Genomic DNA, 26,280 nt, shown 5'->3' on the forward strand with positions numbered 1-26,280 from the left:
TATACCTGCCATACAGTGGCAGGAGCTTTTCAGCCAACCAAAACCAAACCGGAGTCACTGGAGGTTTGAAACAACGATTAACCGCGCGGATGCTTGCAGAAAGCCAGGCTCACTGGCAAGAACCCAATAAAAAAGGGCCGCCTAAGCGACCCTTTTTCTACCAAATCTGGTAGGCACGATTGGACTCGAACCAACGACCCCCACCATGTCAAGGTGGTGCTCTAACCAACTGAGCTACGTGCCTACGATGGGTGCGCATTCTACGGCCGCGAACAAAAGTGTCAACCTATTTTTTCGCTAACTGCCTGAATAACTGAATTTTTTACTGTTCTATACGGCGTTTTATATTTCGCACAGGCCACTAGCCGAGCATTTTCAACTCAGGTAGCATCCGCCCATTCGTAAAAAATAAAGAACAGAGGTTGCAAAATGGCGCACACAGCTTATCCACAATCCTATTACGCGGCCTCCGCCAATCCGGTTCCGCCGCGCCCAGAATTGAATGGTGAAGTCGAGACTGACGTGTGCATCGTCGGTGCTGGCTACACCGGCCTATCAACAGCCATCGCCCTGCTGGAAAGTGGCTTTAAAGTGAGCATTGTAGAAGCGGCAAAAGTTGGCTTTGGCGCCTCCGGCCGCAACGGCGGCCAGATCGTCAACAGTTACAGCCGCGACATTGATGTGATCGAACGCAGCGTCGGCCCCAAACAGGCCAAACTGCTGGGCGACATGGCCTTTGAAGGCGGCCGCATCATTCGTGAGCGCATTGCTAAATACAACATCCAGTGCGACTTGAAGGACGGCGGCGTTTTCGCGGCCAACACCCCCAAGCACATGAAACACCTGGAATCGCAGAAAAAGCTCTGGGAACGCTACGGCCATACTCAGTTGGAACTGATGGACGCCAAGCGCATCCGTGAAGTGGTGGACAGCGACGTTTACGTGGGCGGCATGCTGGACATGAGCGGCGGCCACATACACCCACTCAATCTGGCCCTGGGTGAAGCGGCGGCTGTTGAGTCGCTGGGCGGCGTGATCTATGAACAATCCCCGGCAATCCGCATTGATCGCGGCGCCAACCCTGTCGTGCACACACCCAACGGCCGAATCAAAGCCAAGTTCGTGGTCGTCGCCGGCAACGCCTACCTGGGCAACTTGATCCCCGAACTGTCGGCCAAGTCGATGCCATGTGGCACCCAGGTGATCACCACCGAGCCGCTGTCCGCTGAACTGGCGAAAAGCCTGCTGCCGCAGGACTACTGTGTGGAAGACTGCAATTACCTGCTCGACTACTACCGCCTGACCAGCGATAAGCGCCTGATTTTCGGCGGCGGCGTGGTCTACGGCGCCCGCGACCCGGCGAACATTGAGGCCATCATCCGGCCGAAGATGCTCAAAGCTTTCCCACAGTTGAAAGATGTGAAGATCGACTACGCCTGGACCGGCAACTTCCTGCTGACCCTGTCGCGCCTACCGCAGGTTGGCCGCCTGGGCGATAACATCTATTACTCGCAAGGTTGTAGCGGCCACGGTGTGACTTACACCCACTTGGCTGGCCGTGTACTGGCTGAGGCCCTACGCGGACAGGCCGAACGTTTCGACGCATTCGCCGATCTGCCACACTACCCCTTCCCTGGCGGCCGCCTGTTCCAGGTGCCATTCAGCGCCCTGGGTGCTTGGTACTACACCCTGCGCGACAAGCTAGGCATCTAACCCACCTACAACAACCCAAACGGCACCCTCAGGTGCCGTTTTGCGTGTTACCTCCTACCATCAGCGCTACAGCGCCGCATCCGGCCAAACCTGACGCGCCGCACGCAGTGCCCGCTGCGCAGCCTCGTTACGACCTTGCTGCTGCAGCTGGCGCGCCGCCTGCAGCCAGACCTGCTCGACAGGCTGCGCTGGCAATTGGCTGGCCGGCTGAACCAACACGGCCCAACGTCCCGCCTCGCCCCAGGCATCATCAAAACGGGCGAAGCTGGTGTACCAGCGCCGATTATTACCAGAGCGCAATACCAGCGTCCGCTCACGCTGGTCATACCCCACCAACACCGCGAACTGCGAACCGGGGCCAGCAAACATGCGGTCCTGCATCAACAGCACCGGATGCCCGGCAGACACTTGCTGCAACAGGGCGTCCAGATTACCTGGCAAGGGGTAAACCAGCAGGTCGTATGAGCGCGCTACTTTCTCCAGCCCAGCTTGCGGACTCTGCCCCTTGGCCAGCTGCGCAATGCGCTCATCCACCAACCCCGGGCTGCTGATCACACCATAGTGGTTCAGCAAAGCTGCCAATGCCGACGGCCCGCCTTGCGCATCACTGAGCTGGAAGAATGGGACATCGGCCAACTCCACACGCTCAGGTAAGCGCTTGGTCTCAGGCGACAACGCAGGACCGCCAACACATGCGCAAAGCAGTAAACACAACGTAAAGGGCAACAGCTTAAAGACGCTTACAGATGAAAACATCACTCACCTACTGACTTGATCAAGACACAGAGGATAACGGTCCTGCCCAAGCGACCCAATAGGTAAAGAGTAAGCCTGTCCACAGACAATCGATTGCCCACACATGCAGAGCCTAATACCAAGCGCGTTAATAAATCTCGATGCGCACTGCAACATTAGCGCAACTCCTCTTTGCGGCTTCAAGCCCTCCTGCCATTTCGAGCTTCATGGCCACAACAAAAAGAGCAGGCAAAAAAAACGGGAGCCCAAACGGGCTCCCGCACTCAATTTCAGAGAAATGCCGGCACAAGCCTCACGCATGCACTGGCTACAACCTCACCTGCGTCTCCAAAGAAACGCATGTCCCAGTGTGACAAAAAAACCTCAACCGCTTCGTTTAGCTTTGTTGTCGCATTGCAAAGAATTGTAAACAACACCGCCTGCTGGCCGATGCAGCGCGTACACGGCAGAATGCGCCATGACTACAGACTTTCTACCCGCCTGCTGCACCTCGCTCAGCGCCCACTGGCCACTGCCTCACACATTACCGTCACTGCAGCTGTACAGCACCCGCTTTGACCCCGCCCAACTGCGCAACGAGGACTTCCGGCGCTGCGCCATTACGCCGGTATCAGGCATTGCCAAGCGTCAGACCGAATATCTCGCCGGCCGCTTGTGCGCCCGCGCAGCACTTAACCAGCTCACCGGGTTACCGGCAGTTCCAGGCAGCGGCGAAGACCGTGCGCCGCAATGGCCGACAGGTACTCTTGGCTCAATCACTCACGGCAGTGGCTGGGCCGGCGCAGTGGTGGGCAACAGCGCGGATTGGCGCGGCCTCGGCCTGGATATCGAGCTGATCATGCCTGCAAGCCGCGCTGAACGGTTGGCAGGGGAAATCCTCACCCCGAACGAACTGGCCAGTCTGAACAGCCTGCCCACAGAACAACGCGCCCAGCGCATTAGCCTGACCTTCTCGCTCAAGGAGAGCCTATTCAAGGCGCTCTATCCCCAGGTGCTGCGTCATTTCTACTTTCAGGACGCCGAACTACTCAGCGTCGACGCCGAGAATAGAGTGCGCATGCGCCTGTTGATCGACCTGCATACCGACTGGCCGGCCGGCAGTGAGCTTGAAGGCCAGTTTACTGAGTTCGACGGCTACCTGCTCAGCCTGGTCAGCATTCCACGCTGATCAGTCGAGCGCCGCCACCCAAAGCCTGAGGCAAATCCGCTAAACTCGGCCGATTGCCGCCCGGAGTGCCCTATGCGCGAAGATTTGAACCAAGGCCTGATCGAATTTCTCAAGGCCTCGCCTACCCCGTTCCATGCCACGGCCAGCTTGGCTCTGCGCCTCGAAGCAGGCGGTTTTCAGCGTCTGGATGAGCGTGCCAGCTGGCACACCGAGGCTGGTGGTCGCTATTACGTAACGCGCAACGACTCCTCGATCATCGCCTTCAAGCTTGGCAAACGCGCGCCACTGGAAGGCGGTATTCGCCTGGTCGGCGCGCACACCGACAGCCCGTGCCTGCGCGTCAAACCGCAACCGGAGCTGCAGCGCCAGGGCTTTTTCCAACTCGGCGTCGAGGTCTATGGGGGCGCATTGCTGGCGCCCTGGTTCGACCGCGACCTGTCGCTGGCCGGCCGGGTGACCTACCGCCGCGACGGCAAGGTAGAAAGCCAACTGATCGATTTCCAGAACCCAATTGCGGTGATCCCCAACCTGGCCATCCACCTCAACCGTGAAGCAAACCAGGGCTGGGCCATCAACGCACAAAACGAACTGCCGCCAATTCTCGCCCAGGTCGCAGGCAGTGAAACAGCGGATTTCCGCGCGCTGATCACCGACCAGCTAGCCCGTGAACACGATTTCAGTGCCGATGCGGTACTCGATTACGAGCTGAGTTTCTACGACACCCAGAGCGCTGCAGTGATTGGCCTGAATGGCGACTTTATCGCCGGCGCGCGGCTGGACAACCTGTTGTCCTGTTACGCCGGGCTGCAGGCACTGCTGGCTGCGCCGGATGATGAAAGCTGCGTGCTGGTGTGCACCGACCATGAAGAAGTCGGCTCCTGCTCGGCCTGCGGTGCCGACGGCCCGATGCTCGAACAGGTATTGCACCGCGTGTTGCCAGATGGCGATGCCTTCGTCCGAACCATCCAGCGCTCGCTGTTGGTATCGGCCGATAACGCCCACGGCGTGCACCCCAACTACGCCGACAAGCATGACCAGAACCATGGCCCCAAGCTCAACGCCGGGCCGGTGATCAAGATCAACAGCAACCAGCGCTATGCCACCAACAGCGAAACCGCTGGATTCTTCCGCCACCTGTGCCTGGAAAACGAAGTGCCGGTACAGAGTTTCGTCACCCGCAGCGATATGGGTTGCGGCTCGACCATCGGCCCGATCACCGCCAGCCAACTGGGCGTACGCACCGTGGACATTGGCCTGCCGACCTTCGCCATGCACTCGATCCGCGAACTGGCCGGCAGCCATGATTTGGCGCATCTGGTGAAAGTGTTGACGGCGTTTTACGCCAGTGCTGAGCTGCCCTGACAGCCGCCCCGTAGAGCGGACATGCCAGAGGTTTATCCGCCGCGGTGGACAACGCTTCGCATGTCCACCCTACCAAAGCGCGATGCGTAGCCCTGCTACTCCGGCACCTCGACGCTCACATGCAGAGCGTCATGGCGCCAGAACTCCAGATCACAATCGATCAACCGGCCATGCTGATCGCGATTGATCCGCACAATCCGCAGCGCCGGGCTGCCCACCGCCACCTTCAACGCCGACGCGGCTTCACTGTGCAACGCCGTGGGCACCATATCGAAACGCACCCGGCCGTAATGGATATCGTATTCGCTGGCGTACAACTCGGTCAGCGAGCGGGTCAGGTCGAAATCCAGAATGCCAGCGAAATAATTGGGATTGAGGTAGTGCTCGACATACAGCACCAACCGCCCATCAATGCGCCGTGCACGACGGATCTGGTAGACGCTGGACAACGCCGGCAGAGCCAACAGTTGGCAGATTTCCGCACTGGCGGGAATCAGTTTGGCACTCAACACTTCGGTGGCCGGCACCCGGCCCTGCTCGCCGACCATGGCATGGAAGTGGCTGCGTACTAATGGGTTGTAAGCCACGCGCGGAGGCGAAACAAACCAGCCGCGACGCTCCTCACGGTAGATCAGTCCCTGAGCTTCGAGTTGTCCTAGCGCCTCACGCAGGGTAATCCGCGTGGTATCGAACACCTCGCTGAGCTTGCGCTCGGCCGGCAACTGACTTCCCGACGGCAACAGACCGTGCTCGATCTGTTCTTCCAATGCCCGACATATAGCAGTGACTGCCCGCGGCGCTTCATCGCGCATCAAGACCTCCGAAAATTGGACTAGTCCAGCCCCATTTGAGGGCATAAACCTGTTTGTGCCGCACTAAAAATCATGTTTCAAGTTTAAGCAGTCTTGATGACCATGCCATGACAACTTTCTTCCGGCGTCACCATAGTCCGGTAAAACTTGCTTTGCAGGCAGCCGGTAAGCAGATTTATTCATGGTCTACGCTTGTGGTGCTCTCACTCAGACGCAGTGGATCGCAGCGTTTAATGAGCAGCGTACATAAAACTGTCATTTAACAAGCCTAAATTGGCCTGGGTCTTGCTGATCTAGACCAGATCCTCACCGCACGCACTTCACTCGCAAAGGAGTTTCCAATGAAACAACTGCTGCTGGCTTCACTGATGGGCTCAGCCATCGCCCTGGCGACTTCCGCTATGGCGGCCGGGACGGACTTGAAAGCACTGGAACAGGCCGCGCGCGCTGAAGGCGCGGTAAACAGTGTGGGCATGCCTGACAGCTGGGCCAACTGGAAAGACACCTGGGCCGATTTGAACAAGCTCTATGGCCTCAAGCACATGGACACCGACATGAGCTCGGCCCAGGAAATCGCCAAGTTCGCCGCTGAAAAAGACAATGCCACGGCCGACATCGGTGACGTGGGCGCTGCTTTTGGTCCCATCGCCGTACAGCAAGGTGTTACTCAAGCCTACAAACCGAGCACCTGGGAACAGATTCCGAACTGGGCCAAGGATGCCGATGGCCACTGGATGCTGGCCTACACCGGCTCCATCGCCTTTATCGTCAACAAACAACTGGTCAAGGACGTGCCTCGCTCGTGGGCTGATCTGAAACAGGGCACCTACAAGGTTGCCATTGGTGACGTAAGCGCTGCGGCTCAAGCCGTTAATGGTGTCCTGGCGGCTTCGATTGCCAACGGCGGCAATGAAAAGAATATTCAACCGGGCCTGGATTTCTTCGCCGCAATCGCCAAACAGGGCCGCCTGGGCTTGTCCAACCCGACCATCCAGACCCTGGAAAAAGGTGAAGTGGAAGTCGGCATTGTCTGGGACTTCAATGGCCTGTCCTACCGTGACCAGATTGATCCAAGCCGTTTCGAAGTGCTGATCCCGTCCGACGGCTCGGTGATCTCCGGCTACAGCACCATCATCAACAAGTACGCCAAGAACCCTAACGCCGCCAAACTGGCGCGTGAGTACATCCTCAGCGATGCCGGACAAATCAACCTGGCCAAGGGTAACGCGCGCCCGATTCGTGCCGAGCACCTGACTCTGCCAGCCGAGGTACAGGCCAAACTGCTGCCTAACGAGCAGTACGCCAAGGTCCAGCCCATCAAGGATCCGGCTGCCTGGGAAGCAACCTCCAAAGCACTGCCACAACTGTGGCAGGAAAATGTGATCATCGAAATGCAGTAAATGCGGGTCCGCAGCCCGACACTCGCCGGGCTGCGTTTTTGTTCAAGGAAATCGTTCGATGAAACACAATGTCATCCTGGTGGTTCTGGATGGCCTGAATTTCGAGGTGGCCCGCCATGCACTGGGCCATCTGCAGGCCTACTGCGGTGCCGGCCGTGCCGCGCTGTACAAGCTCGAATGCGAGCTGCCCTCACTGTCACGCCCCCTTTACGAATGCATCATGACGGGCATCGCGCCAATCGACAGCGGCATCGTGCACAACGATGTGGTGCGTTTGTCCAACCAGCGCAGCATCTTCCACTATGCCCGTGCTGCGGGTCTTTCCACCGCGGCAGCGGCCTATCACTGGATCAGTGAACTGTATAACCGAGCGCCCTTCGATGCCGCCCGCGACCGCCACACCTGTGATACTGACCTGCCCATTCAGCAGGGCCATTTCTACTACGCCGACCACTATCCGGACTCGCACCTGTTTGCCGACGCCGAGCACCTGCGGATGCAGCACCGGCCGAATTTTCTTCTGGTGCACCCGATGAATATTGACGACGCCGGCCACAAACATGGCCTGGATTCGCCACAGTACCGCAACAGCGCGCGGGTCGCCGACCTGTTGCTGGCCGAGTACCTGCAACGCTGGCTGGATGCCGGTTATCAGGTGCTGGTAACGGCTGACCACGGCATGAACAACGACCGTTCGCACAACGGCCTACTGCCGGAAGAGCGTGAAGTGCCGCTGTTCGTTGCGGGCAGCGCGTTCAGCCTGGATGGCCATGCACAGCCACTGCAGACAGAGCTGTGCGGCACCATCTGCACACTGCTCGGCGCCGCCCATGACAAACCCTGGTGCAAGGAGCTGCTCAAGTGACAGCGGACAAACCCCGTGGTAATCGCGGCAGGTGGCTGGCCCTGCTGTGCCTGCTACCTTTTGCAGTGTTTTTTATCGCCTTCCAGATCGCCCCGCTGGTGTGGGTGGCGGTGCACAGCCTGAGCGTCGGTGACAGCTGGGGGCTGGGTAACTACGAGAAGATCTTCAGCTCCAAGTTCTACTTGCAGGCGATCAAGCACAGCCTGCAGATCGCCTTCTGGTCAAGTCTGATCGGCATCGTGATTGCCGTGCTCGGCAGCTACTCGCTGCGCCAGGTTGACTCGAAGCTGCGTGACTTCGTCATGGCCTTCTCCAACATGACCAGCAACTTTGCCGGGGTACCGCTGGCCTTCGCCTTCATCATCATCCTGGGTTTCAACGGGGCGCTGACCCTGCTGTTGAAACAGGCCGGGGTCATCGAAGACTTCAACCTGTACTCCAAGACCGGCTTGATCGTGCTCTACACCTACTTCCAGATCCCCCTGGGCGTGCTGCTGCTGTATCCGGCCTTCGACGCCCTGCGGGAGGACTGGCGCGAGTCCGCCGCCCTGCTCGGCGCCGGCACCTGGGACTTCTGGCGATATATCGGCCTGCCAGTGCTGACGCCGGCATTGCTCGGGACCTTCGTCATCCTGCTGGCCAACGCTTTGGGCGCCTACGCCACGGTGTATGCCTTGACCACCGGCAATTTCAACGTACTGCCGATTCGCATTGCCGCGATGGTGGCCGGTGATATCAGCCTCAACCCGGACATGGCCAGCGCCCTGGCGATGGTCCTGGTAGGCCTGATGGTAGTGATCACTGCCGCGCACCAATGGCTGCTGAAGAGGAGCTACCATGTCACTCGCTGATCACAAACCGGCTGCGTTGTATCACCGTACAGTGGTCTGGCTGCTGTTCCTGATCCTGCTGCTGCCGCTGGCCGGCACCCTGCTCTATTCGCTGTCCACCAGTTGGTCAGCAACCATCCTGCCATCCGGGCTGACCTTTAAATGGTATGTGGCGCTGTGGAGTGACCCACGCTTTCTCGCCGCCTTCGGTCAATCACTGCTGGTCTGTGTTGGCTCATTGCTACTGGCTACCCTGCTGATTCTGCCGCTGCTGTTTGTGGTGCATTACCACTTTCCGAAACTCGACGGTCTGATGAACATCCTCATCCTGCTGCCATTCGCCGTGCCGCCCGTGGTGTCGTCGGTGGGTTTGCTGCAGGTCTATGGCTCAGGGCCGCTGGCAATGGTCGGCACACCGTGGATTCTGATCGGTTGCTACTTCACTGTGGCCTTGCCGTTCATGTACCGCGCGATCACCAACAACCTGCAGGCCATCAACCTGCGCGACCTGATGGATGCCGCGCAGCTGCTCGGCGCCAGTACCTGGCAGGCAGCCTTTCTGGTGGTGTTGCCCAACCTGCGCAAGGGCCTGATGGTTTCGCTGTTTCTCTCGTTCAGCTTCCTGTTTGGCGAGTTCGTGTTTGCCAACCTGCTGGTCGGCACCCGCTATGAAACCCTGCAGGTGTACCTGAACAACATGAAAAACAGCAGCGGCCACTTCAACAGCGCCCTGGTGATTTCCTATTTCTTCTTCGTGCTGATCTTCACCTGGGCAGCCAATCGCCTGAACAAGGACAGACCATGAGTTACCTGAGCATCCGCGGCCTGCATAAAAGCTACGGCAGCACCCCTATCTTCAGCGACATCGATTGTGAAATCGGCAAGGGCGAGTTCATCACCCTGCTCGGCCCCTCCGGCTGCGGCAAATCCACTCTGCTGCGCTGCATCGCCGGTCTAACCGGAGTGAATGGCGGACAAATCATCCTCGATGGCCAGGATCTGGTACCGCTGACACCGCAAAAACGCAGCATCGGCATGGTGTTCCAAAGCTACGCACTGTTTCCCAACATGAACGTGGCGCAGAACGTAGCCTTCGGTCTGCGCATGCAGAAGATCAAGGGCAGCGAAGCCGAACAGCGGGTCAAGCAGGTGTTGGAACTGGTCGAGCTCAACGACTTCGCCGAGCGCTACCCGCACCAACTCTCCGGTGGCCAGTGTCAGCGCGTGGCCCTGGCCCGCTCGCTGGTCACCCGCCCACGCCTGCTGCTGCTTGATGAGCCGCTGTCCGCGCTGGATGCGCGGATTCGCAAGCACTTGCGCGAACAGATCCGCAGCATCCAGCAAGAGCTGGGCCTGACCACCATTTTCGTGACCCACGACCAGGAAGAAGCCTTGGTCATGAGTGACCGCATCGTGCTGATGAATGCCGGCAAGATTGTCCAGAGCGGCAATGCCGAAAGCCTCTACAGCGCGCCAGTGGACGCCTTCGCGGCCGGGTTTATCGGCAACTACAACCTGCTGGATGCTGACGCTGCCAGCCGCCTGTTGCTGCGCCCGATCACCAGCCGTGTAGCGATCCGCCCGGAAGCCATCCAGCTCGGAGCACAGGGCGCGATCGAAGGACAGATTCACAGCCATCGCCTGCTCGGCAACGTGATCCGTTACCGCATCGAGGCCCGTGGCGTCGAACTGCTGGTGGACGTGCTCAACCGCTCCCCCGCTGACCTACTGGCCAGCGGACAACTTATCAACCTGAACATTGAAGACAACGCAATCTGTGAGGTGGCCTGATGGCCCTGGCAATTTTCGACCTGGATGAAACCCTGATCGGCGGCGACTGTGCCAGCCTGTGGACCCAGGAAATGGTCAAGCTCGGCTGGGCCGACGCGGACAGCTTTATCGCCCATGAACAGGAGCTGATGCGTCAGTACGCCGCCGGCAGCCTGGCCATGGAAGACTACATGGCCTTCACCCTGTCGCCGCTGGTCGGGCGCACGGCCGAGGAAGTTGCCCATGTGGTCGAGCCCTTTGTCGAAGACGTGATCGAGCCGATCTTCTACAGCGACGCGACCCGCTGCCTGGCCCAGCACCGCGCCGCCGGCGACCGTATCCTGGTTATTTCTGCCTCGGCGCATTTTCTGGTCAGCGCGGTTGCCGCGCGTCTGAATATCGAGGAAGTGCTGGCCATCGACCTGGAACAGCAGCACGGCCATTACAGCGGTCGCACCCAGGGCGTGATGACCTACCGCGAAGGCAAGGTTATTCGCCTGCAGGCATGGTTGCAGGAACAAGGCGAAAGCCTGGATGGTGCCTACTTCTACTCCGATTCACGCAACGACCTGCCGCTGCTCAAGGTGGTCGACAAGCCGCACGTGGTCAACCCTGACCGCACCTTGTTGCAACACGCGCAAGAGGCCGGCTGGCCAATCCTCAGCTGGCGCTGATTGAAGTTGGATGTGGCGCGGAGGTCTGCCAACAGGCTATAACGCGCCATCTCACTGCCACGCGCCTGTTTTCATGCCCAGTAACTCCCCACTTACCGCCTATCAGCAGGCCATCGACTGCAACGGTTTCAAATCCGACCCGGCACAGTGGCAGGCCGCCCAAGCCTTGCACGATTGCTATCAGGCGTTGCACCAAGACGAACCCTTGGACTTAATCAACGGGGTGTATCTGTGGGGGCCGGTTGGCCGCGGCAAAACCTGGCTGATGGACAGCTTCTACAGGGGGCTGAAAGTCCCGGCGCGGCGCCAACACTTTCACCACTTTATGCGCTGGGTGCATAGGCGCCTGTTTCAGCTCACCGGCACGCCGGACCCACTGTATGCCTTGGCAGTGGAACTGGCACGTGAGGTGCGCGTGCTGTGCTTCGATGAGCTATTTGTCAGCGATATCGGCGATGCGATTATTCTCGGCCGTCTGTTTCAGGTGATGTTTGAACAGGGCGTGGTGCTGGTCGCCACCTCCAACCAGCCGCCTGAACTGCTGTATGCCGAGGGCTTTAACCGCGAGCGTTTTCTGCCAGCGGTGGCCGCTCTGCAGCGGCATATGCAGGTGGTCAGCATCAACGGCGAGGAAGACCATCGCCTGCACCCAGGCACCGCCCATACCCGCTACTGGGTCGCCACGCCTGGACTGTCCAGTGTGCTCAGCCGGACCTTCAGTCAGTTGGCCGCAGGTAGGCCCAGCTGCGATCAACCGCTCACGCTCGGTAACCGCAGTGTGCAGACCCTGCGTCACTGCGCCGGCGTGCTCTGGTGCCGCTTTGCCGATCTGTGCGAACAGCCCTTGGCCGCGCCGGACTTTATCGCCCTGTGCGACCGCTTCCAGGCCATTCTACTGAGCGAAGTGCCGAACCTGAGCAGCCCGCAACGCGCGGCGAAAATCGCCCGAGGCACCGAAGATGGCGTCGAGCGGGTACAGGCCGGCGATCGCCAACTGCCCGCTTTGTCGGTCAAGGATGACAGCGTGCGGCGCTTTATCGCCTTGGTGGATGAATGCTATGACCGCAAGGTACCCCTGTACCTCGAAGCCCAGGTGCCGCTCGCCGAACTCTATACCGAGGGCTACCTGAGCTTCGCCTTTCGCCGCACCCTCAGCCGATTACAGGAGATGCAGTTGCAGCGCTTCGGTGCTTAGGCTTGCATGGCCCAACCATGCACACTCATCGCCGCCTGGCGTAGCGCTTCCGAGCGGGTTGGGTGCGGGTGGCAGATCAGCGCAATATCTTCGGCTGAAGCACTGAACTCCAGGGCCACGCAATATTCGCCAATCAGTTCGCCGGCGCTGGGGCCGATGATATGCACGCCGAGAATCTGGTCGGTGCGCTCATCGGCCAGCACTTTGACGAAGCCTTCGGCCTCGTGGTTGATCTTCGCCCGGCTGTTGGCGGTAAAGGGAAATTTGCCGACCTTGTAGGCGCGCCCCTCGGCCTTCAGCTGCTCCTCGGTCTTGCCCACGGTGGCGACTTCCGGCTTGGTGTAGATGACCCCGGGAATCGCCTCGTAATTGACCTCGGCAGCATGTCCTGCAATCCGCTCGATACAGGCGATGGCTTCATCTTCGGCCTTGTGCGCAAGCATCGGTCCGGAGGTGACGTCGCCGATAATCCAGATACCTGGCACACTGCTGCGGTGTTGCTGGTTTTCCAGCATGCCGCGCTTGTCGGTAGCGAGGCCGACGGTTTCCAGCCCCAGGCCGGCGGTATAGGGGCGACGACCGATGGCGACCAGCACATAGTCGGCCTGTAATGGCTCGACAGCGCCGCCAGTCGCTGGCTGCACGTCGAGGGTGACGCCGTTGGCCGTGGCCTTGGCGGAACTGACCTTGGTTGCCAGTTTGAAATTCAACCCCTGCTTGCTCAGGGTGCGCTGCAGGGTCTTCGCGGTTTCGTTGTCCAGGCCTGGGCAAATGCGGTCGAGGTACTCCACCACCGTCACGTCGCTGCCCAAACGCCGCCATACCGAACCCAATTCCAGGCCGATCACCCCGGCGCCGATCACTACCAAGTGTTTGGGCACCTTCGGCAAAGCCAGCGCACCGGTGGAGTCGAGAATGCGCTGGTTATCAATCGGCACCCCTGGCAGCGGCGTCGGCTCCGAGCCAGTGGCAATTACGATGTCCTTGGCCTGCAGCTCGCGCACGCTGCCATCGGCGAAGGTCACCGTGACCTTGCCAGGTCCATTCAAGCGGCCCCAACCCTTGATCCACTCGACCTTGTTCTTGCGAAACAGAAACTCGATGCCCTTGGTCAGTGCCGTTACGCTCTCATCCTTCTGTTTCATCATCTGCGCCAGATTGAGCGTCGGCGTGACCTCAACACCGAGGTTGTTGAGCTCACCACTGGTCGCCGCCTCATACAACTCCGAGGCATGCAGCAACGCCTTCGATGGCATGCAGCCGACATTCAGGCAGGTGCCGCCCAGGGTCTCACGCCCCTCGATGCAGGCAACATTCAGACCCAGTTGCCCGGCACGAATGGCTGCGTTGTAGCCGCCAGGGCCGCCGCCGATGATCAGCACGTCATAGTTGCTCATAGAGTTACTCCCAGATTTAACGAACCAGGGCCGCGTTCACTGCTGGCCGTGGGCGCAGCAGGTGGAAGGCACAGAACGCCGCGACGGCGAATAAAGTGTTCAGCAACACCATAGGCCAAGCCGAGCCATCCGCCAGCAAGCTAAGCAAGACGCCGCTGCAGGTGGCGCCGGCCATTTGCGCAAAGCCCATAAAGCCTGCAGCCAGACCGGCGCGGTAGGCATTGGGGATCACCGCGCCAGCCACCGATGCCGGCAGCAACATGCCACCGCCCAGGGTGACCAACACCTGGGGTAACGACAGGCCGAGCAACGACAAACCAGACAGCAGATAAGTCGCCAAAGTGGCCAGGGCACCGGTCACCACTAGCACCGCACCTATGCCCACTATTTTCTCGGGACCCAACTGCAGAATGCGCCTCTGGGTAAACAGCGCGCCGGCGATCAGCGCCGATACAATTGCCCCGAAGGTAATGCCGTATTGCGCCGGGCTCAGCCCGAGCAGACCGATATACACAGCCGAAGAGCCGGCAATTACCGCGAACATCGCGCCATAGGTGCAGGCCAGCGTCAGGGCCAGCGTGCGGAACGAGGCGGCGCGCAGCAGGTCGGCATAGTTACCAGCCAAACGGCTCAGTTGTCCGGCCTGTGGATCGAGTTGCCGATTGCTTTCACGGTACAGGCCCAGCACCGCACAAACGATGGCTATGCCGATCAGCAGTGCAAGGAAGATCGGCGCCCGCCAGCCGCCATACAGCACCAACACGCCGCCCAGCATTGGTGACAGGACGATGGCGCAAAGCATACCGATCACCGTCAGCGCCAATGCCGGCCCAGCCTGCGCCTGCCACACATCGCGGGCGATGGCCCGCGCCAGCACCAATGCTGCGCAGGCTCCAAGCCCCTGCAGCACGCGGGCGGCAATAAACTCGCCCATGCTGCTGGCCAGCAGCATCCACAAGGTGGCGAGCAGATAGACCACCAGCCCGGCGATCAGCACCGGAAGCCGGCCAATGCGATCCGACAGCGGGCCGAGCAACAACTGGCCCAAGCCAAAGGCAGCGACGAAAGTCGATAAAGCCAGCAGGCTGCTGCCGGGGCGGGCCGTCATGATCAGCTCGATAACGCCCAGGCTGGGGATGATCAGCTGAGTGGAAATCTCTCCAAGGGCGGTCAGAGCCACCAAAATCAGCAGCAGGCTGCGCGACGGCAAAGGATAGGGATGCATGGGCGTGGGTCCTGTTCTCATGGGCTGGCGTGGCTCGCCAAACAATAATATTTTGACCATAATATAAATAATTAAATTACGCTTGTAATTTTAAAGCCACTATCAGACGAGGCCTGATCCATGAGCATCCCATCACGCGAAGAAAAACTGGCCGAATGGCTCGCCGCCGAACAGGCCATACGCGCCAGCCTTGGCGCACCCGGCAGCATGAGCCTGGCGCAGGTCAGCGAACTGATGCCGCAGGAATTCTTTGACGGCATCGGCCGCGGTGAACTGCCCTCCCCAGCCATCGGCCATGTGCTGGATTTTGTTCCGCTGGAATGGGCATCCGGGCGCTTCGTCTTTCAGGGCACGCCCGATGCGCGCCACTACAACCCGTTGGGCAGCGTACACGGCGGTTATGCGGCCACCCTGCTCGACTCCTGCATGGGCTGCGCCATCCACACGCAATTACAGCGCGGCCAGGGTTACACCACCACCGACCTGCGCATCAGTTACATCCGCGCCCTCAGCACCAAGGTCGGACCGATCCGCGCCGAAGGCCGCATCGTGCATATCGGCCGCACCACCGCGCTGGCCGAAGGGCGCATTTACGATGTCGACGACCGCCTGTACGCCGTCGGCTCAACCACCTGCCTGATTCTCAGTATGCCAGGGACATCGCCTACACCCGGCACTGAAACACCGGAGCGAAGCGGGTAAGATTGCAGGCAACATCTGAAACCAGCGGCCAGGTACTCCATGCGATATTCCGAAGACCACAAAGCCCAGACCCACCAGCGCATCATCGAGGAAGCCGCACGCCTGTTTCGCCGCGACGGCGTCGGTGCCACCGGCCTGCAACCGCTGATGAAAACCCTGGGCTTAACCCATGGCGGTTTCTACGCCCACTTCAAATCGAAAGATGAACTGGTGGAAACCGCCTTGCGCCACAGCGCTGACAAGCTGACGGCGGTCACCAACGAGATGGCCAACAGCGATAAACCGCTGACCCGCCTGATCAGTGGTTACCTGTCGTCCGCCCACCGCGCCAATCCGGGCGATGGCTGCCCGCTGCCGACCATGTCCGCCGAGCTGGGCCAACGCGGCGCACCCAGCCCGGTGACCGATGAGCTGATCCGCGACCGTCTGCAAACCATCGAAGCTGGCCTTAGCGTTGAGCATGCCGATGAGCAGAGCGTGCTGATTCTTAGCGCCATGGTCGGCGCCCTGCTGCTGTCACGCAGCGTCAGCGATCCGGAACTGTCTGACCGACTGCTGAAAACCACGCGCAGCCTGCTGATCGAACAGAACACCGGCGACTCAGCGCAGAGTGTCTGACTGCTGAAATAGCAAAAGCCCTGACTGTTTGCAGCCAGGGCTTTTATTGTTACGACCAGCGATTTACTTGTAACGTACCGCCGCGCTGCTGTGCGACAGGTTCGGCGCCAGCTTGCCGCGTGCATCGGTAAAGGCCTGCCAGTCAGCGGCATCAGGCAGCGATGGAATGGTGATCAGCTCGCCCTGATCGAAACCAGCCAGCGCTGCATCGACCATCTCGCCCACCTCCATGATCATACTCGCCGGCAGAGCCGAATCATCCATGCCGCTACGTTTCCAGATCTCGGTGCGGGTAATGCCGGGCAATACGGCCTGAACCTGCAAGCCCTGCGCCTTTACCTCACCATTAAGGGTCTGGGTCAGGCTCAGTACATAGGCCTTGGTGGCGCTGTACACGGCATTGAACATTTCCGGAGCCAAGGCCACCACCGAAGCGATATTGATGATTGCACCACGCCCGGCAGCCGTGAAGTTGGCAGCGGCAGCGGTGGACAGGTGAGTCAGCGAAACCACGTTGAGCAGAATCATCTGATCCACGGTGTCGAGATCGGCCTCGGCCAGCTGACCGTTCATAGCCATACCGGCGTTGTTGACCAGCGTGCTGATGGCCTTGTCGGTACGCAGGCGCTGGGTAACGGCATGCAGATCAACCTTGTCAGTCAGGTCGGCCTTCAGCGTTTCGACCTTTACCCCGTACTGCTCGGTCATGCGCGCAGACAGTGCCTGCAAGCGCGGCAGATCACGGGCAACCAGCAGCAGGTCGTAACCGCGTTGTGCCAGGCGCTCGGCGTAGGTGGCACCAATGCCTGATGAAGCGCCGGTGATCAATGCAGTGCCTTTCTCGTTATGTGTGTTCATGGAGCGTCTCCTGGCTGTGCGGGGGCAGATTAGGGTGTCTGGAGGTATAGTGCGCCAATTAATATTACACACATAATATAAATATTATATGTTGAGCATAATAAAAACTATCGGCAGCTATGCTGCAAACGCCTGAGGCATAAAAACATCCGGAAAGGCCCACTAAACGCCTGAGGGCAGAGCACAAAAAAGCGGACAATCCGCAAAGGTTGTCCGCTCTGGTGCGACGTAGAACGTCGAGCCTGTTAGCTGCGGATCAGGTGATCGAAGGCACTCAGGGAGGCCTTGGCGCCCTCGCCCACAGCGATGACGATCTGCTTGTACGGCACAGTCGTCACGTCACCGGCAGCAAACACACCCGGGATATTGGTCGCACCCTTAGCGTCGACGATGATTTCACCGAAACGCGACAACTCGACGCTGCCCTTCAGCCAGTCGGTGTTAGGCAGCAAACCGATCTGCACGAAGATGCCTTCCAGCTCGACGCTGTGCAGTTCTTCGCTGTTGCGGTCCTTATAGACCAGCGCATTGACCTTCTGCCCATCGCCTTTGACTTCGGTGGTCTGCGCGCTCTTGATCACGGTAACGTTGGGCAGACTGTAGAGCTTCTTCTGCAGCACGGCGTCGGCACGTAGAGTTTCAGCGAACTCCAGCAGGGTCACGTGGGCCACGATCCCCGCCAGGTCAATCGCTGCCTCGACGCCGGAGTTACCGCCGCCGATTACTGCAACACGCTTACCCTTGAACAGCGGGCCATCGCAATGCGGGCAGAAGCACACGCCCTTGGCCTTGTATTCCTGCTCGCCGGGCACACCCATCTCGCGCCAGCGCGCGCCGGTCGAGAGAATCAGGGTCTTGGCCTTGAGGCTCGCGCCATTGTCGAACTTCACCTCATGCAGACCGCCCTCGCTGCTCGCAGGGAGCAAAGCGCTCGCGCGCTGCAGGTTCATGATGTCGACTTCGTATTCACGCACGTGCTCTTCCAGAGCGCGCACCAGTTTCGGCCCTTCGGTTTCCTTCACCGAGATAAAGTTCTCGATCGACATGGTATCAAGCACCTGACCGCCGAAACGCTCAGCTGCGAGGGCGGTACGAATACCTTTACGCGCGGCATAAATGGCTGCAGCAGAACCGGCTGGGCCACCGCCGATCACCAGCACATCGAAGGCTTCCTTGGCACTCATCTTCTCGGCATCACGGTTGGCGGAGCCGGTGTCGATCTTGGCGAGGATTTCCTTTACATCCATACGACCGGAAGCGAACACTTCACCGTTCAGGTAGATGCTTGGCACGGCCATCACCTGACGACGCTCGACTTCTTCCTGGAACAACGCACCGTCGATAGACACGTTGCGGATATTCGGGTTGAGCACCGCCATCAAGTTCAGTGCCTGAACCACGTCCGGGCAGTTCTGGCAGGACAGCGAGTAGTAGGTCTCGAACTCGAACGAACCGTCGATACTCTTGATCTGTTCGATGGTCTCGGCATCCAGCTTGGACGGGTGACCGCCCACCTGCAGCAACGCCAGTACCAGCGAAGTGAATTCATGGCCCATGGGGATACCGGCGAACGTCACGCCGATGTCCGCGCCTGGGCGGATCAGCGAGAACGACGGACGACGGGCGTCGCTGCCATCGGTCTTCAGGGTGATCTTGTCGGTCAGGCCAACGATGGTTTGTAGCAGCTCAAGCAGTTCCTGAGATTTCGCACTGTCATCGAGGGACGCGACGATCTCGAACGGCAGGGTGACCTTTTCCAGATAGGCCTTCAACTGGGTTTGCAGGTTGGCGTCCAACATGGCGAATAGTCCTCAATGACAAGAATTTTGGGCAATAAAATGCCCGGACGGATCGCGCCCGGGCATCGGGCACTCAAGAGGCTGGGTAGCAGCCCTAAAGCGCAGAACAGAGATCAACCGGCTCAGCACTGCTCGGCAACGCGAGGCAGTGCTGAACAGCGATTTAGATCTTGCCGACCAGGTCCAGCGAAGGAGCCAGGGTCTTCTCGCCTTCTTTCCACTTGGCTGGGCACACTTGGCCTGGGTTGGCAGCGGTGTACTGGGCCGCTTTCAGCTTGCGCAGAGTCTCGGAGACGTCGCGAGCGATTTCGTTGGAGTGGATTTCCAGCGTCTTGATCACGCCTTCCGGGTTGATCACGAAGGTGCCACGCAGAGCCAGGCCTTCTTCCGGAATGTGCACGCCAAAAGCGTTGGTCAGCTGGTGAGTCGGGTCACCGATCAGCGGGAACTGAGCCTTGCCAACAGCCGGCGAAGTTTCGTGCCAGACCTTGTGCGAGAAGTGAGTGTCAGTAGTCACGATATAGACTTCGGCACCCGCCTTCTGGAACTCGGCATAGTTGTTGGCAGCGTCTTCAATCTCAGTCGGGCAGTTGAAGGTGAAAGCGGCCGGCATGAAGATCAGCACGGACCACTTGCCTTTCAGGCTTTGCTCGGTGACTTGGATGAACTCACCGTTGTGGAACGCATTAGCCGAGAAAGGTTGAACTTGGGTATTGATGAGGGACATCTCTGATTCCTTCTGAGGGTTAGGAAATTTACAGGGCGCATTCTAGCCCCTTATTCGGAAAAAGCTTATTGATTGCCGCCATGATTCTGATTGAGTAAGCCAATCGATCCGACTTCTCACACCAGGCTGGAATCAATGACCAACACTAACTTGCCATTAACCCGGTTACTCGCCAGCTCCGCAAAAGCCAGTTCAGCATCTTTGACGGCGAAACTGCGTTCAAGTTGCGGCTTTAGGCGCCCTTCGGCGAACAGGGGCCAGACATACTGCTGTAAATCCTGCAGCAACTGAGCCTTGAACAACCCATCACGATTGCGCAGGGTCGAGCCGATCAACTGCACTCGCTTACCCAGCACGAGCGCCAGATCCAACTCAGCCTTGCGCCCTCCGAGCAAACCGATATTCACCCAGCGGCCATCCTGAGCCAGCAAGTCCAGATTCAGCGCGGCGTAGCTGCCGCCCACAGGATCAAGAATCACATCGAACGGAGCAAAATCACGCAATGCTTGCAGCTGCTCCTCACCACGCAAAACGCCGCCCTGGGCGCCCAGGCTTTCGCAGTAGGTCAACCGTTCGGCAGAACCGACGCTGACCCAACAAGGGCTGCCAAAGGCTTTACACAACTGAATAGCTGCCGACCCCACACCGCTGGCACCGGCATGCAGCAGCACCTTCTGCCCGGGTTTCAACGCTGCCAGCTGGAACAGATTGAGCCAGGCCGTGGCGTACACCTCCGGCAACGCTGCCGCTTCGGCCAGCGTCATGCCTTCGGGCACCGGCAAGGCATGCCGCGCATCGATCACGACCTCTTCGGCTATACCGCCACCGCTTAACAGCGCACACACCCGGTCGCCTACTTTCCAGTCGCAACCGGCACCCACTTCGCTGACGATACCGGCGCACTCAAGCCCAAGCACCTCGCTGGCGCCAGGCGGCGGCGGATAAAGCCCAGCCCGCTGCAACAAGTCGGCACGATTCAAACCGGCAGCCGCTACACGGATGCGAATTTCCCCTACATCACAGGCCGGCGCGGGGTGTTGCGCCCATTCCACACGGCCTTCAACGCCTTGCAATGCCTTCACGCTGCCTCCATAGTGCATTTGAACCGAGCCCGGCGCTGACCGCCGGGCTTTTGCATTGCGCCGATGGAACCCGGCGCCCTTAAAGACGGCCTAATATGCGTTATCAACTGCCCACACGTCGAATTAGCATGAAGCGATCCCTACTCAGCGTCACCCTCGCCTTTTCGTTTGCCCTGAGCGCTCTGCCGCTCGCGGCGAAAACCACCAGTGACGACTCCTGGGAATACCTGCAGCCTGACCGCGAGCAAGTCATCGCCAGCCTCAACGTCGTGGAGTTGTTGAAGCGCCATCACTACAACAAGCCACCGCTGAATGACGAGCGCTCGGAGAAGATCTATCAGGGCTACCTGAAGATGCTTGACCCCTCACGCAGCTACTTTATTGCTTCCGATATCGCCGAATTCGATCAATGGCGCACGCGCTTTGACGACCTGCTGAAAAATGGCGACCTGCAACCGGGCTTTGCCATCTACAAACGCCACCTGGAGCGTTTACAGAACCGCCTGCAGTTCACCCTGACCATGCTTGAAAAAGGCATCGACACGATTGATCTCGACCGCGACGAAAGCCTGCTGATCGACCGCGAGAACGCGCCCTGGGTCAAGGACATCGCCGAACTGGACGACCTCTGGCGCAAGCGCGTTAAAGACGAAGTGCTGCGCCTGAAAATCGCCGGCAAAGAGCCCAAGTCGATTCAGGAACTGCTGACCAAGCGCTACAAGAACCAGCTCGCACGGCTCAAGCAGACCCGCGGTGAAGACGTGTTCCAGGCCTATATCAATGCCTTTGCCATGTCCTACGACCCCCACACCACCTACCTGTCGCCGGACAACGCGGAAAACTTCGACATCAATATGAGCCTGTCGCTCGAAGGTATTGGTGCCGTACTGCAAAGTGACAACGAACACGTCAAAGTCGTACGCCTGGTGCCAGCTGGCCCGGCAGAAAAGAGCAAACAAATCGCTCCCGCTGACAAGATCATTGGCGTGGCTCAAGGCAGCAAAGACATGGTCGACGTGATCGGCTGGCGTCTGGATGAAGTGGTCAAACTGATTCGTGGCCCGAAAGGCTCTACCGTGCGCCTGGAAGTGATTCCAGCGAGCAATGCGCCCAACGATCAAACCAGCAAAGTGGTCTCCATCACCCGTGAGGCAGTCAAGCTGGAAGAACAGGCGGCGAAAAAGTCCATTCTCAACCTCAAGCACGAGAACCGCGACTACAAGCTCGGCGTGATCGAGATTCCAGCCTTCTACCTGGATTTCAAAGCCTTCCGTGCCGGCGATCCGAACTACAAGAGCACCACCCGTGACGTCAAACGCCTGCTCACCGAGCTGGAAAAGGAAAAAGTCGACGGTGTGGTGATTGACCTGCGCAACAACGGCGGCGGTTCATTACAGGAAGCCACCGAACTGACCGGCCTGTTTATCGACCAAGGCCCCACCGTGCTGGTGCGTAACAGCGATGGCCGCGTCGATGTACTGGCCGACGAAAATACCGGCATCTACTACAAAGGCCCGCTGGCCGTGCTGGTCAATCGGCTGTCGGCCTCGGCTTCGGAAATTTTCGCCGGCGCCATGCAGGACTATCACCGTGCGCTGATTCTCGGCGGCCAGACCTTTGGTAAAGGCACCGTACAAACCATCCAGCCACTCAACCATGGCGAGCTGAAGCTGACCCTGGCCAAGTTCTACCGCGTCTCCGGCCAAAGCACACAGCATCAGGGCGTGATTCCTGATATTCAGTACCCAGATGTAATGGATACCAAAGACATCGGCGAAAGTGCCCTGCCTGAGGCTCTGCCATGGGACAGCATCAAGCCTGCCATCAAGCCAGAACTGGATCCGATCAAACCGTTTCTGGCCGAACTGCAAAACCGCTTTGAAAGCCGTACGGCTCATAACGCTGATTTCACCTTCGCCCGTGAACGCCTGCAACTGGCGCAGAAGTTGATGGAAGAAAAAACCGTCAGCCTCAATGAAACCAAGCGCCGCGCACAGCAGGCCGATATCGAAGCCCAGCAACTGGCCATCGAGAACAGCCGCCGCCAGGCCAAAGGTGAAGCACTGCTGAACAAACTCAAGGAGGAAGACGAGGATGCTCTGCCGGTGGAAGATGAAAAAACCAAACCGGAAGATGATGCCTACCTCGCCGAAAGCGGGCGCATCCTGCTCGACTACCTGGGCCTGAACACGCGCCTGGCCAAACAGTAAACAGCGAGCGTCATCAAAGGGTCATCAAACTGTCGTGAAATGCGGGGACTGGTCATCAACCAGTCCCCGTTTTTTATGCCTATCGAGATCCAACATGATTGCCACCGAGCAGTTCAGCGCGCTGGACAACATCCTCGCCAACAGCGATCTGCATAGCCTTTTTCAGCCGATCTTCTCGCTCTCCGAGCGCCGCATCCTCGGCTATGAAGCCCTTAGCCGCGGCCCCTCCAACAGCGCACTGCATTCGCCCATCAATCTCTTTGCAGTAGCCCGTAGTGCAGGCCGACTGAGCGAACTAGAACTTTTGTGCCGTAAAAACGCCTGCCAGCGCTTCAGCCATTTGAAGCTTGAGGGCAAGTTGTTTCTCAACGTCTCCCCCGACTCACTGATGCAGCCCAAACATCAACCGGGACGCACCCTGCAGCTGCTGCAGACACTGGGCATCCCACCGAGCCAGGTGGTAATCGAACTGACCGAGCAATCGCCCACCGACGATTTCGCCCTGCTCGACACCGCCCTGCATCACTACCGCGCCATGGGCTTCTCCATTGCCCTCGATGACCTCGGTGCTGGTTACTCGAGCCTGCGCCTGTGGTCAGAGCTGCGCCCGGATTACGTGAAGATCGACCGCCACTTTATCGATGGCATCCATCAGGATGCAGTCAAACGCGAATTCGTCGGCTCCATCCTGAAGATGGCCAAAGCTTCTCGTGCCCAGGTGATCGCCGAAGGCATTGAGCTGCCCGAAGAACTCAGCGTACTGGCAGAGATGGGTGTCGACCTGCTGCAGGGCTACTTGCTCTGCCGCCCCCAGGAAATACCGCCACGCGACGCGTTAAACCTGCTGCCTAATACCACCACCAGTAGCCCGCTTAACGAGGAGACCAGCGACCTACGCGGCCTGCTCAACCCGCAGCGCGCAGTGGCCGCCGGAACGCCAACTACGGAAGTACTGGAAATGTTTCGCGCTCAGGCCAACCTCAATTCGTTGGCAGTGCTCAACGAGGCGCAACACCCCGTCGGAATCGTGCATCGTCACTCCCTGGCCGAAGCTCTGCTCAAGCCTTTTGCCAATGAACTGTTCGCCCGCAAACCGATCAGTCGCCTCATGAGTGACGACTACCTGGCAGTGGAGTCCAGCCAATCACTGCAACAGGTGAGCCGCCTGCTCACCAGCCGTGCCCGCCAGCGTATCGAGGAAGACTTCATCATCACCGAAGACGGCTGCTATCTCGGACTGGGACGGGTGATCGACGTACTCAAGCTGATTACTGAGCTGAAAATCCAGCAGGCCCGCTACGCCAACCCGCTGACCCTGCTACCGGGCAATGTGCCGATCCAGCAGTGCCTGACCCGCTTGCTGCAGCAGGGCCGCGAGGCCGTGGTGTGCTATGTCGATGTCGACAATTTCAAACCGTTCAATGACATCTACGGCTACGCCAAAGGTGACGAAGTGCTTTTGAGCCTGGCGCAATGCCTGAATGACCGGGTTGACCCGAGCCGTGACTTTGTCGGGCATATCGGCGGCGATGACTTTCTCCTGGCACTCGGCTCGCCGGACTGGCGCGCACGACTCAATCGCCTGCTGGAAGACTTCCAGAGCCAATGCCGAAGGTTCTACCGGGAAGAAGACCTGCACGCTGGCTGTTTTGTCGCCCACGACCGCAGCGGCAAGCGCCAGGAATACGCCCTGCTCTCTTTGTCGCTGGGTGTGGTGCATGTACATCCCGAACAATGTGCGCAACTGGATGCCAGCCAACTCGCCGCCATGGCATCAGAGGCCAAGCGGCATGCCAAGGCAGTGCCCGGTTACAGCCTACATATCATCGACACTGCCAGCGATACCGCGGCCTAAGTCGGCCTCTCCAAACTAGACCTGAGCGGCAGCGGACAGCGCCGCAAAGTGCTCAGCCCGCGCCAGATCAACCGGTATGCCCGGGGCGCCGGCGCGGTACAGTTCAGCCAGGCGATATGCGGCAGCAGGATGCCCGGCTTGCGCAGCCTGGGCCCACCAAACGATGGCTTGCTGTGCATCTGGAGCATGCTGGGTATCGCCAGTCAGGCTCAGTACGCCAAGCTGGTAAGCTGCCTTGGCATCACCGGACTTGGCAGCCAGAGCCAGCAGACGCCGCCCCTCATCACGCGCAGCCACTCCCAGACCGCGAAACAGCAAGATATGCCCATAAAAGCTTTGTGCCGGGCAATATCCAAGATTGGCCATACGAGCAAACTGCCCTTCCATCCAACGCCAGGCTCTCGGCTGCTTGACCACCCAGGACCAGTGGAACAGTCGACGGGCCAGCGCATAGCCCAGACGAGCCCGCAACGTCATCAGCATCAGGCCTCTTCCGGGTAGCTGAACTCGAATACCCGTGCCACTTCAGCTGCATGCCAGGAAGCTGCAGCAATCCCATCGGACGCACCACTGAAACGCCCCAAGCGGTTGACGCATTCGAAGAAGCCAGTGCGTGGCAGACGGCTTGCCCCCTGACTGATCACCAGAGCACTGCGCAGAGGACGCTCAGCACGCGCATCCAGCGCGGCCAGGTGCTCAAGAGCGGCAGCCAAGGTTTGCATGGCCGGACTGGGCAAGGCCAACCGCTCGATCAGCGCACGATAGGTCAGCAGGTGGCGCTGCCGCTGTGCATCCTCAAGTTCGCCCAACAAAGCCTGCCAGTGCTGCCGACTGATATGCACGCTCAAGGCTGCGACTCCCAGCCCGCAACGCCCAAGTGCCAGGCCAGTGCACGCTGAATCGCTGCATCCGGTTGGCGTTCACCACTCTCGATCATGGCCATGTAATGCGGACTGATACCAACATGGCGCGCCAGTTGCTCCGCCGTCAGGCCTTTGGCCTCACGTAGACGGGTCAGTTGGCTGAGTGCAGGGATATCGCTCTGCGCACTGACAACAGCGGTATCGGGGGCACGTCCGGCCGCCTGTAACAGGGATTGATACTGCGCCCAGGGTAGAACCGCATACTCCGGCTCGCCATCACGCTCGATCACTTGCACATTCATCTGTAAATCTCCATGCAGAGCACTTCCATTACTCTCGCAACTCCAGAACAGGCTGCCATCTTAACAGCCAGCACGGCAAAGGGCGTGATCTATACTG

General features: G+C 59.4%; 25 protein-coding genes and 1 tRNA gene. 14 read left to right on the forward strand and 12 right to left on the reverse strand.

Translation table 11 applies throughout. The features are described from left to right. Window positions 1-167: 167 nt before the first annotated feature. Window positions 168-244: transfer RNA gene (locus DBR00_RS10910), tRNA-Val, on the reverse strand. A gap of 185 nt (window positions 245-429) precedes the next feature. Here DBR00_RS10910 and DBR00_RS10915 point away from each other — a divergent pair. Continuing rightward, window positions 430-1,713, forward strand: a complete 1,284-nt coding sequence (locus DBR00_RS10915; protein WP_108489047.1) for an FAD-binding oxidoreductase — start codon at window positions 430-432, stop codon at window positions 1,711-1,713. 66 nt (window positions 1,714-1,779) lie between these two features. Here DBR00_RS10915 and DBR00_RS10920 read toward each other — a convergent pair whose 3' ends face one another. Beyond that, on the reverse strand, window positions 1,780-2,388 hold the full coding sequence (locus tag DBR00_RS10920) for a PA2778 family cysteine peptidase (RefSeq protein ID WP_108489048.1): 609 nt from the start codon (window positions 2,386-2,388) through the stop codon (window positions 1,780-1,782). Window positions 2,389-2,926: 538 nt separating this feature from the next. Between DBR00_RS10920 and DBR00_RS10925 the strand changes: the two genes are divergently transcribed. Both DBR00_RS10925 and DBR00_RS10930 read left to right on the forward strand, forming a co-directional pair. Continuing rightward, window positions 2,927-3,637 carry a 4'-phosphopantetheinyl transferase gene (locus DBR00_RS10925; protein ID WP_108489049.1) on the forward strand — a complete coding sequence of 237 codons (711 nt, stop codon included), beginning with the start codon at window positions 2,927-2,929 and terminating at the stop codon, window positions 3,635-3,637. Between the two features lie 72 nt (window positions 3,638-3,709). Beyond that, on the forward strand, window positions 3,710-4,999 hold the full coding sequence (locus DBR00_RS10930) for a M18 family aminopeptidase (RefSeq protein WP_108489050.1): 1,290 nt from the start codon (window positions 3,710-3,712) through the stop codon (window positions 4,997-4,999). Window positions 5,000-5,094: 95 nt separating this feature from the next. On the opposite strand, the gene DBR00_RS10935 is transcribed toward DBR00_RS10930, so the two are convergent. Next, window positions 5,095-5,811 carry a UTRA domain-containing protein gene (locus DBR00_RS10935; RefSeq protein WP_108489051.1) on the reverse strand — a complete coding sequence of 239 codons (717 nt, stop codon included), beginning with the start codon at window positions 5,809-5,811 and terminating at the stop codon, window positions 5,095-5,097. A gap of 341 nt (window positions 5,812-6,152) precedes the next feature. On the opposite strand from DBR00_RS10935, the gene DBR00_RS10940 reads away from it, so the two are divergent. From DBR00_RS10940 to zapE, 7 genes are all read left to right on the forward strand, one after another. Next, window positions 6,153-7,211 carry an ABC transporter substrate-binding protein gene (locus DBR00_RS10940; RefSeq protein ID WP_108489052.1) on the forward strand — a complete coding sequence of 353 codons (1,059 nt, stop codon included), beginning with the start codon at window positions 6,153-6,155 and terminating at the stop codon, window positions 7,209-7,211. Window positions 7,212-7,269: 58 nt separating this feature from the next. Continuing rightward, on the forward strand, window positions 7,270-8,076 hold the full coding sequence (locus DBR00_RS10945; RefSeq protein WP_108489053.1) for an alkaline phosphatase family protein: 807 nt from the start codon (window positions 7,270-7,272) through the stop codon (window positions 8,074-8,076). Next, the gene (locus DBR00_RS10950; RefSeq protein ID WP_108489054.1) at window positions 8,073-8,927 is read left to right on the forward strand and encodes an ABC transporter permease subunit; all 855 of its coding nucleotides are present in this window, start codon (window positions 8,073-8,075) and stop codon (window positions 8,925-8,927) included. The genes DBR00_RS10945 and DBR00_RS10950 overlap by 4 nt, the downstream gene beginning before the upstream one ends. Next, a complete protein-coding gene (locus DBR00_RS10955) occupies window positions 8,914-9,711 on the forward strand; it encodes an ABC transporter permease (RefSeq protein WP_108489055.1) in 798 nt (265 codons plus the stop codon). Before DBR00_RS10950 ends, DBR00_RS10955 begins: the two co-directional genes overlap by 14 nt. Next, a complete protein-coding gene (locus DBR00_RS10960) occupies window positions 9,708-10,697 on the forward strand; it encodes an ABC transporter ATP-binding protein (protein ID WP_108489056.1) in 990 nt (329 codons plus the stop codon). The genes DBR00_RS10955 and DBR00_RS10960 overlap by 4 nt, the downstream gene beginning before the upstream one ends. Further along, the gene (locus DBR00_RS10965; RefSeq protein ID WP_108489057.1) at window positions 10,697-11,350 is read left to right on the forward strand and encodes an HAD family phosphatase; all 654 of its coding nucleotides are present in this window, start codon (window positions 10,697-10,699) and stop codon (window positions 11,348-11,350) included. The genes DBR00_RS10960 and DBR00_RS10965 overlap by 1 nt, the downstream gene beginning before the upstream one ends. A gap of 73 nt (window positions 11,351-11,423) precedes the next feature. Then, window positions 11,424-12,545 (forward strand): cell division protein ZapE, encoded by a 1,122-nt coding sequence (gene zapE / locus DBR00_RS10970; RefSeq protein ID WP_108489058.1) that lies wholly within the window; start codon window positions 11,424-11,426, stop codon window positions 12,543-12,545. On the opposite strand, the gene lpdA is transcribed toward zapE, so the two are convergent. Both lpdA and DBR00_RS10980 read right to left on the reverse strand, forming a co-directional pair. Further along, a complete protein-coding gene (gene lpdA / locus DBR00_RS10975; protein WP_108489059.1) occupies window positions 12,542-13,942 on the reverse strand; it encodes a dihydrolipoyl dehydrogenase in 1,401 nt (466 codons plus the stop codon). The two genes, zapE and lpdA, sit on opposite strands and share 4 nt — an antisense overlap. A 16-nt stretch (window positions 13,943-13,958) precedes the next feature. After that, entirely contained in the window at window positions 13,959-15,167 is a 1,209-nt protein-coding gene (locus DBR00_RS10980; RefSeq protein WP_108489060.1) for an MFS transporter, read from the reverse strand. A 120-nt stretch (window positions 15,168-15,287) separates the two neighbouring features. Between DBR00_RS10980 and DBR00_RS10985 the strand changes: the two genes are divergently transcribed. Both DBR00_RS10985 and DBR00_RS10990 read left to right on the forward strand, forming a co-directional pair. Then, window positions 15,288-15,869 (forward strand): PaaI family thioesterase, encoded by a 582-nt coding sequence (locus tag DBR00_RS10985; RefSeq protein WP_108489061.1) that lies wholly within the window; start codon window positions 15,288-15,290, stop codon window positions 15,867-15,869. Window positions 15,870-15,908: 39 nt separating this feature from the next. After that, window positions 15,909-16,487 (forward strand): TetR/AcrR family transcriptional regulator, encoded by a 579-nt coding sequence (locus DBR00_RS10990; RefSeq protein WP_108489062.1) that lies wholly within the window; start codon window positions 15,909-15,911, stop codon window positions 16,485-16,487. Window positions 16,488-16,550: 63 nt separating this feature from the next. On the opposite strand, the gene DBR00_RS10995 is transcribed toward DBR00_RS10990, so the two are convergent. The 4 genes from DBR00_RS10995 to DBR00_RS11010 all read right to left on the reverse strand — a co-directional run bounded on the left by DBR00_RS10995 (window position 16,551) and on the right by DBR00_RS11010 (window position 20,953). Further along, window positions 16,551-17,345, reverse strand: coding sequence for an SDR family oxidoreductase (locus DBR00_RS10995; RefSeq protein ID WP_108489063.1), 795 nt, complete (start codon window positions 17,343-17,345; stop codon window positions 16,551-16,553). 245 nt (window positions 17,346-17,590) lie between these two features. Further along, complete coding sequence (gene ahpF / locus DBR00_RS11000) at window positions 17,591-19,144, reverse strand: alkyl hydroperoxide reductase subunit F (RefSeq protein ID WP_108538058.1); 1,554 nt, start codon at window positions 19,142-19,144, stop codon at window positions 17,591-17,593. A 163-nt stretch (window positions 19,145-19,307) separates the two neighbouring features. Then, window positions 19,308-19,871, reverse strand: coding sequence for an alkyl hydroperoxide reductase subunit C (gene ahpC / locus DBR00_RS11005; RefSeq protein ID WP_108487477.1), 564 nt, complete (start codon window positions 19,869-19,871; stop codon window positions 19,308-19,310). 116 nt (window positions 19,872-19,987) lie between these two features. Then, on the reverse strand, window positions 19,988-20,953 hold the full coding sequence (locus DBR00_RS11010; RefSeq protein WP_108487476.1) for an NAD(P)H-quinone oxidoreductase: 966 nt from the start codon (window positions 20,951-20,953) through the stop codon (window positions 19,988-19,990). 128 nt (window positions 20,954-21,081) lie between these two features. Here DBR00_RS11010 and DBR00_RS11015 point away from each other — a divergent pair, with 128 nt between their 5' ends. Both DBR00_RS11015 and DBR00_RS11020 read left to right on the forward strand, forming a co-directional pair. Then, window positions 21,082-23,163: a carboxy terminal-processing peptidase gene (locus DBR00_RS11015; protein ID WP_256582987.1), complete on the forward strand. Its 2,082-nt coding sequence runs from the start codon at window positions 21,082-21,084 to the stop codon at window positions 23,161-23,163. A gap of 94 nt (window positions 23,164-23,257) precedes the next feature. After that, entirely contained in the window at window positions 23,258-25,018 is a 1,761-nt protein-coding gene (locus tag DBR00_RS11020) for a bifunctional diguanylate cyclase/phosphodiesterase (RefSeq protein WP_108487474.1), read from the forward strand. Window positions 25,019-25,033: 15 nt separating this feature from the next. Here the strand turns inward: DBR00_RS11020 and DBR00_RS11025 are convergent, their stop codons facing one another. Genes DBR00_RS11025 through DBR00_RS11035 form a run of 3 tightly spaced genes read right to left on the reverse strand, consistent with a single transcriptional unit; the run spans window position 25,034 to window position 26,183 of the window. Beyond that, a complete protein-coding gene (locus DBR00_RS11025) occupies window positions 25,034-25,501 on the reverse strand; it encodes an SEL1-like repeat protein (RefSeq protein WP_108487473.1) in 468 nt (155 codons plus the stop codon). After that, the gene (locus tag DBR00_RS11030; RefSeq protein WP_108487472.1) at window positions 25,501-25,866 is read right to left on the reverse strand and encodes a hypothetical protein; all 366 of its coding nucleotides are present in this window, start codon (window positions 25,864-25,866) and stop codon (window positions 25,501-25,503) included. Before DBR00_RS11030 ends, DBR00_RS11025 begins: the two co-directional genes overlap by 1 nt. After that, window positions 25,863-26,183, reverse strand: a complete 321-nt coding sequence (locus DBR00_RS11035; RefSeq protein ID WP_108487471.1) for a helix-turn-helix transcriptional regulator — start codon at window positions 26,181-26,183, stop codon at window positions 25,863-25,865. The genes DBR00_RS11030 and DBR00_RS11035 overlap by 4 nt, the downstream gene beginning before the upstream one ends. Window positions 26,184-26,280 lie beyond the last annotated feature (97 nt).

The organism is Pseudomonas sp. HMWF032 (assembly GCF_003060885.1).
GTDB lineage: Bacteria > Pseudomonadota > Gammaproteobacteria > Pseudomonadales > Pseudomonadaceae > Aquipseudomonas.